General features: G+C 55.0%; 19 protein-coding genes and 2 tRNA genes. 8 read left to right on the forward strand and 13 right to left on the reverse strand.

The genetic code is table 11. The features are described from left to right. The 11 genes from H9646_RS17545 to rraA form a co-directional block, all read right to left on the reverse strand. Positions 1-73 (reverse strand) — tRNA-Pro (locus H9646_RS17545). 103 nt (positions 74-176) lie between these two features. Further along, positions 177-253: transfer RNA gene (locus H9646_RS17550), tRNA-Pro, on the reverse strand. Positions 254-358: 105 nt separating this feature from the next. Further along, positions 359-685, reverse strand: coding sequence for an integration host factor subunit alpha (locus tag H9646_RS17555; RefSeq protein ID WP_191724692.1), 327 nt, complete (start codon positions 683-685; stop codon positions 359-361). A gap of 8 nt (positions 686-693) precedes the next feature. Further along, on the reverse strand, positions 694-3,150 hold the full coding sequence (pheT, locus tag H9646_RS17560) for a phenylalanine--tRNA ligase subunit beta (RefSeq protein WP_191724693.1): 2,457 nt from the start codon (positions 3,148-3,150) through the stop codon (positions 694-696). Positions 3,151-3,322: 172 nt separating this feature from the next. Then, positions 3,323-4,375 (reverse strand): phenylalanine--tRNA ligase subunit alpha, encoded by a 1,053-nt coding sequence (gene pheS, locus H9646_RS17565; protein WP_191724694.1) that lies wholly within the window; start codon positions 4,373-4,375, stop codon positions 3,323-3,325. 115 nt (positions 4,376-4,490) lie between these two features. Then, a complete protein-coding gene (rplT, locus tag H9646_RS17570) occupies positions 4,491-4,853 on the reverse strand; it encodes a 50S ribosomal protein L20 (protein WP_191724695.1) in 363 nt (120 codons plus the stop codon). Positions 4,854-4,879: 26 nt separating this feature from the next. Further along, positions 4,880-5,083 (reverse strand): 50S ribosomal protein L35, encoded by a 204-nt coding sequence (rpmI, locus tag H9646_RS17575; RefSeq protein WP_191724696.1) that lies wholly within the window; start codon positions 5,081-5,083, stop codon positions 4,880-4,882. 171 nt (positions 5,084-5,254) lie between these two features. After that, complete coding sequence (gene infC, locus H9646_RS17580; protein WP_191724697.1) at positions 5,255-5,869, reverse strand: translation initiation factor IF-3; 615 nt, start codon at positions 5,867-5,869, stop codon at positions 5,255-5,257. Positions 5,870-5,946: 77 nt separating this feature from the next. After that, the gene (gene thrS / locus H9646_RS17585; RefSeq protein WP_191724698.1) at positions 5,947-7,866 is read right to left on the reverse strand and encodes a threonine--tRNA ligase; all 1,920 of its coding nucleotides are present in this window, start codon (positions 7,864-7,866) and stop codon (positions 5,947-5,949) included. A gap of 315 nt (positions 7,867-8,181) precedes the next feature. Next, complete coding sequence (aceA, locus tag H9646_RS17590) at positions 8,182-9,513, reverse strand: isocitrate lyase (RefSeq protein ID WP_191724699.1); 1,332 nt, start codon at positions 9,511-9,513, stop codon at positions 8,182-8,184. A gap of 294 nt (positions 9,514-9,807) precedes the next feature. Further along, positions 9,808-10,308 (reverse strand): ribonuclease E activity regulator RraA, encoded by a 501-nt coding sequence (rraA, locus tag H9646_RS17595; protein ID WP_191724737.1) that lies wholly within the window; start codon positions 10,306-10,308, stop codon positions 9,808-9,810. 264 nt (positions 10,309-10,572) lie between these two features. Between rraA and H9646_RS17600 the strand changes: the two genes are divergently transcribed. The 6 genes from H9646_RS17600 to hemP all read left to right on the forward strand — a co-directional run bounded on the left by H9646_RS17600 (position 10,573) and on the right by hemP (position 13,833). After that, the gene (locus H9646_RS17600; RefSeq protein WP_191724700.1) at positions 10,573-10,872 is read left to right on the forward strand and encodes an SWIB/MDM2 domain-containing protein; all 300 of its coding nucleotides are present in this window, start codon (positions 10,573-10,575) and stop codon (positions 10,870-10,872) included. Positions 10,873-11,049: 177 nt separating this feature from the next. Next, on the forward strand, positions 11,050-11,322 hold the full coding sequence (locus H9646_RS17605) for a (2Fe-2S)-binding protein (RefSeq protein ID WP_191724701.1): 273 nt from the start codon (positions 11,050-11,052) through the stop codon (positions 11,320-11,322). 142 nt (positions 11,323-11,464) lie between these two features. Next, positions 11,465-12,193 (forward strand): energy transducer TonB, encoded by a 729-nt coding sequence (locus H9646_RS17610; RefSeq protein ID WP_191724702.1) that lies wholly within the window; start codon positions 11,465-11,467, stop codon positions 12,191-12,193. Positions 12,194-12,214: 21 nt separating this feature from the next. After that, positions 12,215-12,943, forward strand: a complete 729-nt coding sequence (locus H9646_RS17615) for a MotA/TolQ/ExbB proton channel family protein (protein ID WP_191724703.1) — start codon at positions 12,215-12,217, stop codon at positions 12,941-12,943. Between the two features lie 3 nt (positions 12,944-12,946). Continuing rightward, the gene (locus H9646_RS17620) at positions 12,947-13,357 is read left to right on the forward strand and encodes an ExbD/TolR family protein (protein WP_191724704.1); all 411 of its coding nucleotides are present in this window, start codon (positions 12,947-12,949) and stop codon (positions 13,355-13,357) included. 260 nt (positions 13,358-13,617) lie between these two features. Next, positions 13,618-13,833, forward strand: a complete 216-nt coding sequence (gene hemP, locus H9646_RS17625) for a hemin uptake protein HemP (RefSeq protein ID WP_191724705.1) — start codon at positions 13,618-13,620, stop codon at positions 13,831-13,833. A 179-nt stretch (positions 13,834-14,012) separates the two neighbouring features. Here the strand turns inward: hemP and H9646_RS17630 are convergent, their stop codons facing one another. Further along, positions 14,013-14,420, reverse strand: coding sequence for a GlcG/HbpS family heme-binding protein (locus H9646_RS17630; RefSeq protein ID WP_191724706.1), 408 nt, complete (start codon positions 14,418-14,420; stop codon positions 14,013-14,015). A gap of 212 nt (positions 14,421-14,632) precedes the next feature. On the opposite strand from H9646_RS17630, the gene H9646_RS17635 reads away from it, so the two are divergent. Next, entirely contained in the window at positions 14,633-15,322 is a 690-nt protein-coding gene (locus tag H9646_RS17635; protein WP_191724707.1) for a Bax inhibitor-1/YccA family protein, read from the forward strand. Between the two features lie 100 nt (positions 15,323-15,422). After that, a complete protein-coding gene (locus tag H9646_RS17640; protein WP_191724708.1) occupies positions 15,423-15,791 on the forward strand; it encodes a hypothetical protein in 369 nt (122 codons plus the stop codon). A 157-nt stretch (positions 15,792-15,948) separates the two neighbouring features. Here the strand turns inward: H9646_RS17640 and rlmD are convergent, their stop codons facing one another. Then, entirely contained in the window at positions 15,949-17,454 is a 1,506-nt protein-coding gene (gene rlmD, locus H9646_RS17645; protein WP_191724738.1) for a 23S rRNA (uracil(1939)-C(5))-methyltransferase RlmD, read from the reverse strand. Positions 17,455-17,510: the final 56 nt, after the last annotated feature.

A 17,510-nucleotide genomic window follows, 5' to 3' on the forward strand; every position in this document is an offset into this window, starting at 1 on the left:
CGGCGTGGCGGGATTCGAACTCGCGACCCCTTGCACCCCATGCAAGTGCGCTACCTGGCTGCGCTACACGCCGAAGCCTTAGATTATATCTTGGTTTTACACCCACTTTCAAAACGCTAAGGACATCTTGAAAGTGCAACAAGCCAGATTTTCACCTGGCTTGTCAGAGATAAGTTTGGTCGGCGTGGCGGGATTCGAACTCGCGACCCCTTGCACCCCATGCAAGTGCGCTACCTGGCTGCGCTACACGCCGAAGCTCAAATTGTAATCCATTTTTTGTAGCATCCAATGCAAATCAGACGGCACAAAACTCAGATTACGCTCAATCTCTCAAGCGCCTGAATCTGATCCTCACCTTTTAGCCCTGAATCTGCTCCTTGAGCTTGGTACTGGCATGGAACGTCACCACGCGGCGGGCTTCGATCGGAATCAATTCACCCGTACGCGGATTGCGCCCCGGCCGTGGTGCCTTGGTGCGAATTTGGAAATTGCCAAAACCCGAGAGTTTGACCTCCTCGCCTTGAACCAGACTGCTGGCGATCAGATCAAAGTACGCATCGACCATTTCTTTGGCCTCGCGCTTGCTCACACTCAATTGGTCAAACAACAGATCAGCCAGCTGCGCCTTGGTCAAGGCACCCGCTGCCTCCAACTCGCTGTCCAACAACACTTTGTTAGCTTCCATGGTTCACCTTACCCGCGCAGGCGGGCCTCCAGTTGGGTTTGCAACGCAGTAATGGCACCTTGCATGGCGGCATCGATTTGCACATCAGTCAGCGATGCCTCTTCGCTGCCCAATGTCAAGCGCACGGCTAGGCTCTTTTCATCTTGCGCCAAGCTGCCTGGCGCAGCATCTTCACCAGCTTTGAGCTTCTTCGGGCGGAACACGTCAAACAGCACCGCATTGCGCAAAATACCGCTTGGCACGCCTGCAGCAACTGCCGCCATGACTTGCGCATGGGTGACGCTTTCCTTGACCACAACAGCTACATCACGCTCTACCGCCTGGTGCTTGGAGACAGCCTGGAACACAGGCACTTCACGCGCCAGTACCGCATCGAGTTCCAGCTCAAACAGCACAGGTGCCTGGGCCAGATCCCAGCTTTGACGCCACTTGGGGTGCAACTCACCCACAAAACCGATAGCCTTGCCGTTAACCACGACGCGGGCGCAGCGGCCTGGGTGCATGGCGGGGTGCTCAGCAGTTTCAAACACAGGCGTGAATGGAGCCAGCAACGCTTCTACATCGCCCTTGATGTCGTAGAAATCGACCTTCGTATCAGCCACACCCCATTGCTGCTGAGATGCAGCGCCATAGGCCAACCCGGCGACCCGCATGGGCTGATAAAAGCCCTTGACGGTGGTGTCAGACTCCACCACCGACGCGTCCTTAAAAAACACACGACCCAGCTCAAACACGCGCACGCGAGATGCTTTGCGATCGACGTTGAACTTCAGCACCTGCACCAGCGAGCCAATCAGGCTCGAGCGCATCACGCTCAGTTGGCTGGCAATCGGATTGAGCAGCTTGATGGGATTGGTGTTGCCCGCCAGCTCAGCTTCCCACTTTTCTTCAACGAAGCTGAAGTTGATGGTTTCCTGATAACCCAGCGCAGCCAGTGCATGGCGCACCGTGTAAGGACTGCGCTTGTTTTCAGCACGCAACTTGGGCGAAATAGGGGCCAATGGCTTGGTGGTGGGCAGGTTGTCGTAACCAATCATGCGCGCCACTTCTTCAATCAGGTCTTCTTCCAGATTGATGTCAAAGCGGAAAGTGGGCGCCGTCACACTGATCACACCCTCTTGTGCCACCACCGCAGGCAGGCCCAGGCCATTCAAGGCATCCAGGCACTGCTGCTGGGTCACGGGCATGCCAATCACTTTGGCGGCACGCGCCACGCGCAATTGCACGGGCTTGGCTGCGGGCATATTCGGCTTGTGGTCATCCATGGCACACACTTGCGTGTCTGCAGTGCCGCAGATTTCCAGCACCAGCTGCGTAATGCGCTCAATGTGCTCGACCGTGAATTCAGGGTCCACGCCACGCTCAAAGCGGTGACCCGCATCGGTGGAGAAGTTGAAGTGGCGCGAGCGGCCAGCCACCGCCTTGGGGAACCAGAACGCGGCTTCGATATAAATGTGCTGGGTGTCATCAGACACCGCCGTGGCATCGCCACCCATGATGCCTGCCAGTGACTCGACCGCCTGGTCATCGGCAATCACACCAACCTTGATGAAGTCGTCAAACTGCACCGTATTACCATTGAGCAGCTTGAGCGTCTCGCCCACATGGGCCCAGCGCACATTCAAACCACCGTGGATCTTGTCCAGATCGAAAATGTGGCTGGGGCGGCCCAGCTCAAACATCACGTAGTTGGAAATATCCACCAGTGGCGACACCGTACGCTGGCCGCAGCGTGCCAGACGGTCAACCATCCACTGGGGCGTCTTCACCTGCGTGTTCACATTGCGCACAATGCGGCCCGAGAAACGGCCACACAGATCAGGTGCCTCAATTTTTACAGGCAACGTCTCCTGCGAAGCCACCGGCACCTGCGGGTAGTCCATCGCCTTCAGCGGTGCACCTGTCAGGGCCGACACTTCACGGGCAATGCCGTACACGCTCAGGCAGTGCGCCAAATTGGGCGTGAGCTTGAGGGTGAACAAGGTGTCATCCAGATTCAGGTATGCGCGAATATCCTGACCCAAAGGCGCATCGGCAGGCAGCTCCAGCAGGCCGCCAGTGTCTTCGGCAATACCCAGCTCTTTGGCCGAGCACAACATGCCGTAGCTGGGCACGCCGCGCAGCTTGCCGATTTTGATCTTGAAGGGTTTGCCATCGGGGCCCGGTGGCAGCTCAGCACCCACCGTGGCGCAAGGGATCTTGATGCCCACACGCGCATTGGGTGCACCACAGACAATGCTCAGCAATTCAGGGGCACCCACATCCACCTGACACACACGCAGACGGTCAGCGTCAGGGTGTTGCACGGCTTCTTTGATTTCGCCCACCACAATGCCAGTGAAAGCAGGTGCGACGGGGTCCAGCTCTTCAACCTCCAGACCCGCCATGGTCAAAGTGTCGGCCAGTTGCTGGGTGGTCAGATTGGGGTTGCAGTATTGGCGCAACCAAGATTCAGGAAATTGCATAGTCAGGCTCTTTGGCTTTCATGCCAGCACCCTCTTGTTGCTCAAGAGGCCGTTGCTGGCTGGGCTGCATAAATACAAAAAAAAGAGCTACTCAGGCTTACCAGTACTTGTTTTCAGCATAAAAACTACCTGAAAACCTTATGGAATAAGCGTTAGCCGCTCTCTTTATGAATTACTGAAATTGCGACAAGAAACGGATATCGCCGTCAAAGAACAAGCGCAAATCGTTCACGCCATAACGCAGCATCGTCAGGCGGTCGGGGCCCATGCCAAAGGCAAAGCCAATGTACTTTTCTGGATCCAGGCCCATGTTGCGCACCACGTTGGGGTGCACCTGTCCAGAGCCTGCCACCTCCAGCCACTTGCCGGCCAGCGGGCCGCTTTGGAACTGGATGTCAATTTCCGCCGAAGGCTCGGTGAACGGAAAAAAGCTGGGGCGAAAACGCAGCACCAGATCATCTGACTCAAAGAAGGTCTTGCAAAAGTCAGTGAACACGACCTTCAAGTCCTTGAAGCTCACGTTCTCACCAATCCACAGACCTTCGCACTGGTGGAACATGGGGGAGTGAGTGGCATCCGAGTCCACACGGTAAGTGCGGCCAGGTGCAATGACGCGGATCTCCGGCATACCTTGGCCAGCATCGATCGCATTGCGGTATTTTTTCACATGCTGCACCGCATGACGCACCTGCATGGGGCTGGTGTGCGTGCGCAGCAAGTTGGGCGCGTGCTCGGTGCCGCCTTCTACGTAGAAGGTGTCGTGCATCGAGCGTGCGGGGTGATCTTCCGGCGTGTTCAGTGCCGTAAAGTTAAACCAGTCGGATTCAATTTCGGGGCCTTCGGCCACATCAAAACCCATGGAGCCAAAAATGCCCTCAATGCGCTCCATCGTGATGGACACAGGGTGCAGACCGCCCGCGCCACGGCGACGGCCGGGCAGCGTCACATCCAGCACTTCGGCCTTCAGATGGGCTTGCAGCTCTGCATCAGCCAAGGCCGTGCGGCGGGCTGTCAAGGCCGCTTCAATCGCCTGCTTGGCCACATTGATGGCAGCACCACGCGACTTTTTCTCTTCGATAGAAAGCTGCGCCATGCCCTTCATGAGCTCAGTCATCTTGCCCGACTTGCCCAGAAACTGCGCCTTGGCATTTTCCAGATCAGCGGGGGTGTGGGCCTGCGCAAACAACTGTTGCGCGCTTTCGACCAGAGAATCCAACTCGTTCATATCGACTCTTTAGCGACGATTAAAAATAAACAAGGGCTAGCGCCTTTTCAAGCTCTAGCCCTTGCTGATTGTGCGCCAGTAGCTACTACATCACTAGCAACTACCGATCGTTACCTCAAGCAGCAGCCAGCTTGGCCTTAACTTGGTCAACGATGCTGCTGAAAGCAGCCTTGTCGTGCACAGCGATATCGGCCAGCATCTTGCGGTCGATTTCGATGGAAGCCTTCTTCAGGCCGTTGGCGAACTGGCTGTATGTCAGACCCAATTCACGAGCAGCGGCGTTGATACGGGCAATCCACAACTGGCGGAAGACGCGCTTTTTAGTACGGCGGTCACGGTAGGCGTATTGGCCTGCCTTCATCACCGCCTGCTTGGCGACGCGGAAGACGTTACCGCGACGACCGCGGAAACCCTTAGCAAGGGTCAGAACTTTTTTGTGACGGGCACGGGCCGTTACACCACGTTTGACGCGAGGCATGTGTTTTCTCCTAGTTCGTCAGTGAATTACAGACCAGCGCCAGGCAACATCTTTGCGATGGAGCCCATATCGCCTTCATGCACGGAGACAGTGCCACGCAGGTGACGCTTGTTCTTCGTGGTCTTCTTGGTCAAGATGTGACGCTTGAAGGCTTGACCGCGCTTGACGGTACCACCGGGACGAACGCGAAAACGCTTCTTCGCACCGCTCTTGGTCTTCATTTTGGGCATGTTAATGCTCCTATTTTTTGTGCTCGTGAGGCGTTTGCACAACTTTGCGCAATCTTGTTGGCCCCGAGACACTTCTTGGTTGCTGGCTCTCACCAGCGTTTTAGCAACTTTTGCAAGCTGCAAAACAGAAACCTGCCCTTGCGGGCAGGTTCCCTAAAATTCTAACTCAGCTTACGCCGCGTCGCTGCTTGATGCGCTATCAGCCACAGGCTTGGCACTGGCAGACGTGGGCTTCTTGCGAGCCGGGGCGATCATCATAACCATTTGGCGGCCTTCCAGCTTGGGAAATTGCTCAACTTGGATGATGTCAGCCAACTCATCACGCAGGCGATTGAGCAAATCAAGGCCCAATTGCTGGTGCGTAATTTCGCGACCACGGAAACGCAAAGTCACCTTCACCTTGTCGCCATCCGCCAAGAACCGGCGAATATTGCGCAACTTGATGCCATAGTCACCATCATCGGTACCAGGACGGAATTTCACTTCCTTGATATCGATAACGGTTTGCTTGGCCTTGGCTTCTGCCGCCTTCTTTTGCTCCTGATATTTGAACTTACCGTAGTCCATCAAGCGGCATACGGGAGGATTCGCAGTAGCGGCAATTTCCACCAAATCAACGTCTAAGTCACCAGCCATGCGCAGTGCTTCTTGAATAGAAACAATACCGATAGGCTCATTTTCTGGACCAGACAAACGCACTTCAGGCGCCATGATTTCACGGTTCAGACGGTGTTTACGTTCCTCGCGGTGGCGACGATCACGGAATTCTGTAGCTATGGCTCTCACCCTAAATTCATATCGCTACGAAAAGCGTAGCTGCTTGCATTGATGAAGATAGCGCAACCAGGGTTGCGCCACTTGCATCAGACTTTGTTGTCAATATCGCTGGACAGCAATTCAATGAATGCGTCTACCGACATTACGCCCAAGTCTTTATTACCTCGGGCACGCACAGCGACGGTGCCTGCCGCTTTTTCCTTATCGCCAGCGACAAGGATATAAGGCAGCTTCTGCAATGCATGCTCGCGTATTTTATACGTGATCTTTTCATTGCGCAGGTCAGACACCACCTTAAGGCTTTGATGAGGCAGTGCTTTTTGCACCTTTGCCACAACTTCCTTTACGTAATCGGCTTGTGCATCAGTGATATTGAGCACGGCAACCTGCTCAGGAGCCAGCCAAACGGGCAATGCGCCTGCAAATTGCTCAATCAAAATACCAATGAAACGCTCCATGGAGCCAACGATTGCACGGTGCAGCATCACAGGGCGGTGGCGATGACCGTCTTCCCCTACGTACTCAGCATCCAAACGCTCTGGCATGGAGAAGTCGACCTGGATCGTGCCGCATTGCCACTGCCGGCCCAGTGCATCTTTCAAGGTGTACTCAATCTTAGGTCCGTAGAACGCACCATCACCTACCGCGATCTGGTAGTCGCAGCCCGATGCTTTCAGCGTATCAAACAACGCTTTTTCGGCTTTGTCCCAGCTTTCATCTGAGCCAATGCGCGCTTCAGGACGGGTGGCTACCTTGTAAATAATTTCGGTAAAGCCAAAGTCTGCATAGACCTTTTGCAGCAGCGTTGTGAAGTCCAGCACTTCCTTTTGAATCTGGTCTTCAGTACAAAAAACGTGTCCGTCATCTTGCGTAAAGCCTCGCACACGCATGATACCGTGCAAGCCGCCAGTGGGCTCGTTGCGGTGGCACTGACCAAATTCACCGTAGCGCAACGGCAAATCACGGTAACTTTTGATGCCTTGCTTGAAGATCAGAATGTGGCCCGGGCAGTTCATGGGCTTCAAAGCGTAATCACGCTTTTCAGACTCAGTCACGAACATGTTGTCGCGATATTTATCCCAGTGGCCAGTTTTCTCCCACAGTGTCTTATCCAGAATCTGAGGGCCTTTGACCTCTTCGTAACCATTGTCACGATAGACACGGCGCATGTACTGCTCAACCTCTTGCCACACGCGCCAGCCCTTGGGGTGCCAGAACACAGTGCCGGGCGAGCATTCATCAATATGGTAAAGGTCCAGCTCACGGCCCAGGCGGCGGTGATCCCGTTTTTCCGCTTCCTCAATGCGCGTGATGTAAGCCTGCAGATCTTTCTTATCCGCCCAGGCAGTTCCGTAAACGCGCTGCAGCTGTTCGTTCTTGGCATCACCACGCCAATAAGCACCCGCCAGCTTGGTCAGCTTGAATACTTTCAAAAAACGAGTGTTCGGCACATGGGGGCCACGACACATGTCCACATACTCTTGGTGGTAATACAGGCCCATCGCCTTCTCGTCGGGCATGTCCTGCACCAAGCGCAGCTTGTAGTCCTCTCCACGCTCCTTGAAGATTTGAATGACCTCATCGCGCGGTGTCATTTTCTTAATGACATCGTAGTCTTGCGCGATCAGCTCTTTCATGCGCGCCTCAATGGCGGCCATGTCTTCTGGCGTAAAGGGACGCTCGTAAGAGATGTCGTAGTAAAAGCCCTCATCAATGACCGGGCCAATCACCATCTTGGCAGTGGGGTACAACTGCTTGACCGCATGACCGACCAAATGGGCGGCGGAGTGGCGAATAATTTCAACACCCTCTTGATCTTTAGGGGTGATGATTTGCAGCTTCGCGTCCTGCTCGATCAGCTCGCAAGCATCCACCAAGCGGCCATTGACCTTGCCTGCAACGGTATTTTTTGCCAATCCAGGGCCAATTGACGCAGCAACCTGCATCACAGTAACGGGACCCTCAAATTCGCGTTGCGAGCCATCAGGAAGAGTGATCTTTAACATGAAAATCCTTAGCTATCTTTGTCTGTAACCGTAGCGCACGCGCCGCTGCAAAAGCAAAGCGCGGAACTTGTCCGCGCTTTATGGATAACAACCCTGGGCATGCGCGAACTCACAGCCTTACTGGCTGTGCAACATCTCCGTGCTTGTCGTTCGCGGTGTCATAACCAGAATGCCTTTCTCGCCCTTGTTGGTTAGCTCTTTCGCCATTTTAGCGTCGTACAAACAAAAAAACCCGCAGCCAAAGCTGCGGGCATATGCCGCGCCATACATTTGCATGGCCTGAAAGCGCCCCACCACGCTTTCAAGCGGTATAGATCAGTGGAACTGCTCTTCTTCGGTCGAACCAGTCAATGCCTTCACAGAAGATGAACCACCTTGGATGACCGTGGTCACGTCATCAAAGTAACCTGCTCCCACTTCTTGCTGGTGCGACACGAAGGTGTAGCCCTTTTCGCGAGCAGCAAATTCTGGCTCTTGCACCATGTTCACATAGTGCTTCATGCCCTCGCCGCGAGCGTAAGCATGGGCGAACTGGAAGCTGTTGTACCAGTTGATGTGAATACCCGCCAAGGTGATGAACTGGAATTTGTAACCCAAATCCGACAGTTCCTCCTGGAACGAAGCGATCTGGCTGTCGTTCAAGTTCTTCTTCCAGTTGAACGAGGGCGAGCAGTTGTAGCTCAGCAGCTTACCTGGGCATGCAGCATGCACAGCCTGGGCAAACTCGCGGGCAAAACCAATGTCAGGTACACCGGTTTCGCACCACACCAGGTCCGCATAAGGGGCATAGGCAACACCGCGGCTGATGGATTGCTCCAGACCATTCTTGACGCGGTAGAAACCTTCCTGCGTACGCTCACCCGTCAGGAATGGCTTGTCATTGGCATCATGGTCTGAAGTGATCAGATTGGCTGCTTCAGCATCAGTGCGTGCCAACACGATCGTGGACACACCCATCACGTCTGCAGCAAAACGGGCCGAAATCAACTTCTCGCATGCTTCATGGGTTGGCACCAGCACCTTGCCGCCCATGTGACCACATTTCTTCACCGCCGCAAGCTGATCCTCAAAGTGAACGCCCGATGCGCCAGCAGCGATCATGTTCTTCATTAATTCAAAAGCATTCAGCACACCGCCAAAGCCCGCCTCCGCATCTGCCACGATGGGCAGAAAATAGTCAATGAACGCTGCATCATCAGGATTGACGCCACGGCTCCACTGAATTTCATCTGCGCGCTTGAATGTATTGTTGATACGGCGCACCATGGTTGGCACCGAGTCGTAGGCATACAGAGACTGGTCCGGGTACATGGTTTCGGAGGTATTACCGTCAGCGGCCACTTGCCAGCCCGACAAATACACAGCCTCCAGGCCAGCCTTCGCTTGCTGCATCGCTTGGCCAGCAGAAATCGCGCCAAAAGCGTTCACATAGCCCTTATTGGCTCCGCCGTTGATTTTCTCCCACAGCTTCTCTGCTCCGCGCTTTGCCAAAGTGTGCTCTGGCTGAAGGCTGCCGCGCAAACGCACAACATCAGCAGCGGAGTAACCACGCTTAACACCTTTCCAACGAGGGTTTTGCGCCCAGTCTTTTTCCAAGGCGGCAATTTGCTGTTCGCGGCTCAGTTGCTGGTTCAGGGATTCAGGCATGTTGATCTCCATTCAAAGTAAAGCAAGGTATTGAAACTTGGCGCCGTTTGTTGTTCGGCTTGGAGATAAATTTAAGTCTTATAGAAGAGTTAATCAAGCTCTTATATCTTATACAAGACAAATATTTATGACTATAAAAAACAATAGCTTACGCTCATTTATCTCAATGTGAAATCGCATTCCTTCAAGTGAGATGGCTTTGCTGCAGTGCAACACCTCTCCATTTCACATTGCGAAATCACATTAATACTCAGTGAAAAAACACAGATCACTGAGCCGCCACAAACCACTTCATCAGAGATGCAGCGCAGTGGCTGCAATCACAATGCCATCTTCATCGGCATACAGCCAGTCGCCAGGCTGGAGACGCACCCCCGCAATATCCACCACCGCGTCTTTTTGACCTTCACCACGTTTATCCGTGGGCATCGGCATCAGGGCAAGGGCACAAATCCCGACCTCGGCGGCTCGCAACTCAGCAGCATCGCGAACACAGCCGTAGACCAGCACGCCAGCCCAACCATTGCGAGCGGCTGCAGCCGCCAAATTGCCACCGACCAAAGCTTTGCGCAGCGACCCGCCACCATCGACGACCAGGACGCGTCCTTGTCCGGCGGTATCCAGCGCCTGCTTGACCAGGCTGTTGTCCTCAAAACACTTCACGGTTGTCACTTGCCCTGCAAATTGCACCTTCCCCCCGAAATGCTGAAATACCGGGGGCAAGACGCGGAACGCTCCGCTCTCATCAGATTTGTACACGTCACAAAAATCGCAAGTTTGAAAAGCAATCGTCACGCCATCTCCTAGTTTCTTTGCATGCAATCCGCCACTGTCACAGCAGCCATCTGGCGCGCATAGTCCCACCAGAGCCTCAGATTGCAAAGAATAGATACAGTTTTTAGGCAATTTACGTGCTGTGATGCAACAAATCACTGGAAAAAATGGTTCGCCCGCTTGGAAAGCCGAATTTTTCCCATTAGCATCTGCCTCAACCAGCTCTGACAAGGTCACGAACTCAGAGATACTGGCGCAAAACTCATCCCAAAAAGGAAAGCAAAAATGGCAACTGCAAAGAAGGCAACTGCTGCAACAGCAGCTCCCGCAAAAAAGCGCACTCCTAACGCAGCCTTCATGAAGCCCCTGACACCCAGCGCTGCTCTGGCTGCTGTGGTGGGCAAGGAGCCCCTGCCCCGCACTGAAATCATCAGCAAGCTGTGGGTCTACATCAAGGCCCACAACCTGCAAGATGCTGCCAACAAGCGCATGATCAATGCAGACGCCAAGCTCAAGGAAGTGTTCGGCAAGCCACAAGTTTCGATGTTCGAAATGGCTGGCCTGATCGGCAAGCACGTCAGCTGATCGACACAGCTTTCAACGAACCGGCTTAGGCCGGTTTTTTTACGCCTGCATGCAGGGCATCAGTGCCTCTTTCAGCACCGGATTGACCCGATGGATAGAAAGTGTTTGCAAATGCGATGAATTCGCATTTATAATTCGTTCCACCATATCAATAGCCAGCCACAACTGTTTGCAGCCATGATCGTTTGTGTATGCCACCGAGTTTCTGATCGCGAAATCGCACACCATGCGCATGCAGGGATGAGTTTCGACGAAATCCAATTTGAGCTTGGTGTGGCCACCCAATGCGGTCGCTGCGAGACCTGTGCACGTGACGTGGTAGCCAAGTGCTGCTCCAAGGGCAATACTGCGGCTATCCACAATGAAACCGTTGTGCAGACAGTTCAGCTTGCCACCCCTATTTTGGAGAGCAAAGCATGGCATTCTTCTCAACTATTGCAGGCAGTCTGATTTTAGTTTTAGGCTGCTCATGGTGGATTTTCCGAAAATAGGGTTTTTGTAACTTTCGCCTTCGCGTACGATTTCGCGCCTCCCCTGCACATGGCCACCATGGCTGGCCACACCGGCTGTGTCAGCTGGTTTTTTGATATTTATGCTTTCCTCCGAACATCTCGCCCCTCACGGTTCTCTTGGCAAAAAAACCATGATTACCGGGATGGTGCTGGCACTGCATGCTGCTGGTATCTGGGCATTGCAAAATGGCATGAGCCGCCCGCCAGAGCCTCAAATCATTGCTGCGGAAGTGATTGCGCAGTTCATTGCACCACCCGCACCAGAGCCTCCAGCAGCGGCACCGCCAGCCCCCCCTCAGCCACAGCCCCCCAAACCGACACCCAAGCCCCAGCCTCCCAAGCCAAAGCCCACACCGGTACAGAAAGCGCCGCCGTTGCCCAAAGCCATTACGGATCCCACACCGGCCCCGAATGCACCAAAAGGCACGTTGGATAGCACCCCGGCGCCCGTGGCTGAAGCAGCTCCGCCAGCACCTCCTGCTGCTCCTGCTGCGCCTGCTGCTCCTGCGCCTCCGTCAGGCGGGGCCGTGCAGTTGCCCTCCAGCAATGCGGCTTACCTGAACAATCCGCGCCCTAGCTACCCCTCAATCAGCCGTCGCATGAGCGAGCAAGGCAAAGTCTTGCTGCGCGTGCTGGTGGATGAAAACGGATCGCCTCAACAAATTGAGATCAAGCAATCCAGCGGTTTCGACCGCCTCGACAAGGCAGCCCTTGCTTCTGTTCAGAAGTGGCGCTTTGTCCCCGGTAAACGCAATGGTGTTCCAGAAGCCATGTGGAACATCGTGCCCGTCAATTTCGTTCTCGAATAAACAGTCATCTCAGGAGTTTTCATGGAATCCCAATTCGGCATTGCCCACGTCTGGGCGCAAGGCGACTTTGTCACCCGTGGCGTGGCCATTTTGCTGCTGATCATGTCTGTGGCATCGTGGGTCGTCATCATCGTCAAGGCACTGGGCCTGATGAAATTCAAGAAGTACGCCAAGGAAGCCAAAGATTTCTGGCACAGCGAGGACTTCGGCTCTGGCCTGAACAAGCTGGATGCAGATCCCGCCAACCCTTTCCGCTATCTGGCACTGGAAGGCCGCGAAGCCATCTCTCACCACCGCAAAACCAGTGCGCACTTGCATGACACACTGGATGTCAGCGACTGGGTGACCCGCTGCTTGCGCAACGGCATTGATGAATTTACTGCACGCATGCAATCGGGCCTGGCCATCTTGGCGTCCGTTGGCTCGACCGCACCTTTCGTGGGCCTGTTTGGTACTGTGTGGGGCATCTATCACGCACTGATCGTGATTGGCACTTCGGGCCAAGCTTCGATCGACAAGGTGGCTGGCCCTATTGGCGAGGCGCTGATCATGACCGCCTTCGGTTTGGCTGTGGCCATTCCTGCAGTACTGGGCTACAACGCCATCGTGCGCGGCAACAAGGGCGTGCTGGGTAGCTTGAACAGCTTTGCACACGACATGCACGCTTTCTTTGTGACAGGTACCCGCATGACGGTCGACACCACCAGCCACCAAGACAGCAAAGTACTGCCTTTGAAGAAAGGGGCCTAAATCATGGCCTTCGGCACCCAAGACGACAGCGATGATGTCATGAACGAAATCAACATGACGCCCCTGGTGGACGTCATGCTGGTGCTCCTTATCGTGTTCATCATCACCGTGCCTGTCATGAAGCACGCAGTGAACGTGGATCTGCCCCGCGCCTCCAACGAGCCTGAAGTGGTCAAGCCCCAAAACATCAGTCTGTCCATTGATGCCCAGGGCCAGTACCACTGGAACAAGGAAGCCATCAGCGATGAGCAACTGGTGGAACGCCTGACAGCAGAGGCTGCCAAGGATCCTCAGCCTGATCTGCACATCCACGGTGACAAGGAAGTGCGCTACGAGCGCATTGCCAAAGCCATGGCCGCGGCACAAAGCACCGGAATCCGCAAGATTGGTTTTGTCACAGAGCCTGAGAAGTAAGGCCTCCGCCCTCCCCGATCCCAAGCCCTGCATAAAGCGCAAGCCTGCAGGGCTTTTTTGCGTCTGCGGAACACATAAAGTGAGCTTTCAGCGCTTATATATCAATGATTTCAATATCTTTTATATCTAAAACCATTGATACATCAGCGTATGCAGCTACTTTTTTTCAAAACACACTTTTTTACGGGTTATCGCAAAATTAGCGTTGACTATTGAATGGGAATAGTTATCATTACTAAAACGTCAACACACTTCGCACCATGCAAGCCACACTATCCCTTCCAAGCGCACGCCGCACTCCTGTTGAGCAGTCCGTACTGGCAGACAGTGCGGTCAGCCAACCTGCTTTGGCACACGACCTGAGTGTGGACAGCGAAATGCTGCTGCGCGGCAAAAAGTCTGTGTCCATCGTGCACAACGGTGCCACCTACCGTTTGCAGTCCACCAAACTGGGCAAGCTGATTTTGACGAAGTAAGTATCTCAACAGTTTCATCGTGGGGCGATGCGGGTGAGGACCTGGCATCGTTTAGGCCAGCCAACAAACCTTCATCGGGCATTGCGTAGCCAGTCCTTTTTTTCCACCCAACTGCAACAAAAAAGCGACCTTCAAGGTCGCTTTTTTCATGGGTTTCTTTGGCAAAGGCTGCGCGGTGTTTACAGGCCCAGTGCGGCGATGCCGGCATTGGCCACTTGTGCATCTTCGCTAGCCTTGACCCCCGACACACCCACTGCGCCCAGGCACTGTCCATTTTTCATGATGGCCACGCCGCCTTCCAGCAAGCCATCGACAAAAGGTGCGCTCAGGAAAGCTGTACGTCCATTGTTGATCATGTCTTCAAATGCCTTGGTGTCCTTGCGGCCCACGGCGGCAGAACGCGCCTTGGCAGGTGCAATGTGCGAAGAAATGGGAGCAGCACCATCCAAGCGCTGCAGCCACAGCAGGTGACCACCATCGTCCACAACAGAGATCGTGACCGCCCAGTTGTTCTTCAGCGCTTCTGCTTCCGCAGCCGCAGCAATTTTCTTGACGTCTGCCAGTTCCAGCTCAAATTTATTCTTCATCGAAATGCTCTCCCAAGAGGTTTGGTATCCAGCGTTTGAGCATACTGACTCTTGCCACCCCCGCCCTAACCTTCTGCGCAAAACATTCCAACCTAAAACCACGCAGAAAACTGCCTTAGAAGCCAAGGTTTTGGGAACTTGTGGGTTGGCATTCGTCTCATAGAATGACTGACATAGCCGTTTCGCTATACCTACTAAGGAGAAAACACTCAATGAACCATATAAACACTTTGGACTCTGCAGGCTACGGCATCTCGCAGCAGCAGCGCCACAGAGTGCTGCGCAACACTTACTGGCTGCTGGCGCTGAGTTTGCTGCCCACCGTATTGGGCGCATGGGTGGGTGTGAGCACAGGCATTACTGCTGGACTGACCGGCTTCATGGGCCTGATCGTATTCATGGTCGGTGCCTTTGGTTTCATGTTCGCCATTGAAAAGACCAAGAACTCTGCCGCTGGCATCCCTGTGCTTTTAGGCTTCACGTTCTTCATGGGCTTGATGCTCTCGCGCCTGATTGCCATGGTGCTGGGTTTCAGCAATGGCTCGCAGCTGATCATGACCGCGTTTGCAGGCACTGCCGGCGTGTTCTTCGTGATGGCTTCTCTGGCCACCGTGATCAAGCGCGACATCTCAGGCATGGGCAAGTGGCTGTTTGTCGGTGCTCTGGTGCTGATGGTGGGCGCTGTGATCAACGTGTTTGTAGGCTCCAGCGCAGGCATGATGGCCATCTCCATGCTGGCAATCGGTATCTTCTCGGCCTACATGCTGTATGACATCAAGCAGATTCTGGACGGCGGCGAGACCAACTACATCAGCGCAACACTGGCGCTGTACCTGGACGTCTTCAACGTGTTCCAAAGCCTGCTGGCCCTGCTGGGCATCATGGGCGGCGAACGCGATTAAGCACCGCTTGCTCCACCGAAAGGCCCCTTGTGGGGCCTTTTTTCATGCTCATTCAAAGAAGGGCTTAATTTTGAAAAAGACTTGCCGATAATTGAGGGACATGCCAAACCATCACCACTCCATTCGCCCTGCTTTTTTGCTGCTTCCATTGGGGGCGATGCTGCTGGCGGGCTGTCTAGAACAAGTACCGGGCCTGGGTCCAGACCCACGTACTGTCATCCGCGAGAACGAGGCCAAGGCCATCGGCAGCGGCTGCCGGCATGCCATGCGCGGCATTGAAGACTGCTACACGCTCAACCCCAAAGCCCCTAAATCCATGGTGTTTGCCGGCTGGAAGGACATGGACGAGTACATGCGCGAGCACAAGCTAGAGGGTACGCCCTCGGTGTTCACGCAAAAGCCCGATGCACCGGCCAAGGCACGCCCAGACGAGGACATCGAGACGGAATACGCCCGCCCTCGCAGTTAAACCAGGTGTTGACTGCAACCCGCAGACCTCACCATCTAACGGTAGCGGTCTAACACCCAAAGGATCACACAAAAAAGCCCGCAAGCGCATATCACGCTTGCGGGCTTTTTCACAGATCACCACCACACAGCCTCTAGGCTGCCCAGGTTCAATCGATTTAGTTCACGCGCTCAAACACGGCCATGGATTCCACGTGGGCGGTATGCGGGAACATGTTGACCACGCCGGCTTGTACGCAGCGGTAGCCTGCCTGATTGACCAGCAAACCCGTATCGCGCGCCAGCGTTGCAGGGCCACAGCTGACGTACACAATGCGCTGAGGGAACTGCCAGTTTTCATGGCCTTCGGGCAGCGGCGGCAGCACATCAGGCTGCTCTTCGCTGGGCACACCGGTTTGCTTGGCACCGGTGCGAATCTGGTGGATGTCTGCCAGTGCCTGGCACAGCGCAAAGGCACCTTCCCGGGGAGGATCGATCAGCCACTTTTCGGCATTGCCGTCGGCCATCAACAGCGCAGGCGTCATGTTGAACAGGTTGCGCCCCACAAACGTCGTAGGCGCCAGTGGGCTGCCTTCGCCACGCTGGGCGTTGTTGGCCGCGTAGTTGTCCAGGGAGCGCTGCACCAGCGTGTCCGAGCCTTCAATGCCCAGCACTTCGCGCGCTTGGGTGGCCAGCGGCAAGGTGAAGTTACCCAGGCCGCAGAACCAGTCGATCACGCGCTCGTGCTTTTGTACATCCAGCAAGCGCAGCGCACGCGTCACCAGCACACGGTTGATGTGCGGATTGACCTGGGTGAAGTCCGTGGGCTTGAAAGGCATGTGGATGCCAAAGTCCGGCAGACTGTACGACAGCTCAGGGCCGCCCTCTTGCATCTTGTGCACGGTCTCTGGGCCCTTGGGCTGCAGCCACCACTGCACATTGTGGACAGCAGCAAAGTCACGCAGGCGCTGCTGGTCGGCCTCAGTCAAAGGCACCATGTGGCGCAGCAGCAAAGCGGTAACGTGGTCGCCACAGGCCACTTCGATTTGCGGCAATTGCTCTCGCGCATCCATGCTGGCGACCAGCGCGCGCATGGGCATCAACATGGCATCAATATGGGGGGGCAATACCTTGCAGGTTTCCATATCGGCGATGTAGCGACTCTTGCGCTCATGAAAGCCCACCAACACCTTGCCTTTTTTGATCACATAGCGAACCGACAGACGCGCACGGTAGCGGTAGCCCCAAGTGGGGCCTTCGATGGGGCGCATCATGGTTTCGGCTTTGACCTTGCCCAGATGCCACAGGTTGTCTTCCAGCACGCGCTGCTTGACGGCTACTTGGGCATTGATGTGCAGGTGCTGCATCTTGCAACCGCCGCAGGCACCCTCGTGCAGCCCGGCATGCGGGCAGCCAGGCGTTACGCGCTGCGATGATTCGCGGTGAATCGCAAACAGGCTGGCGGCTTCCCAGTTGTTTTTCTTGCGGTGCACATTGGCCGTGACCAGCTCAGTGGGCAAAGCTCCGTCAATAAACACCACTTTGCCATCGGGCTTGCGGGCAATGCCTTTGGCTTCCATGTCCATGGACACCACTTCCAGCCAGCCCTCGGGCAGGCTGGGGTCGCCAGTGGGCATATCAACGTAGGGGGAATCGGGGGAAATCTTGTCGTTCTGAGCACTCATGATGGGCGACATTGTCTCAGGCTCGCAAGGCTGCAGGATATTGGCGGCAACGAAAA

The sequence above is a fragment of the Comamonas avium genome (assembly GCF_014836675.1).
In the GTDB taxonomy this organism is placed as follows: Bacteria; Pseudomonadota; Gammaproteobacteria; order Burkholderiales; family Burkholderiaceae_C; genus Comamonas; species Comamonas avium.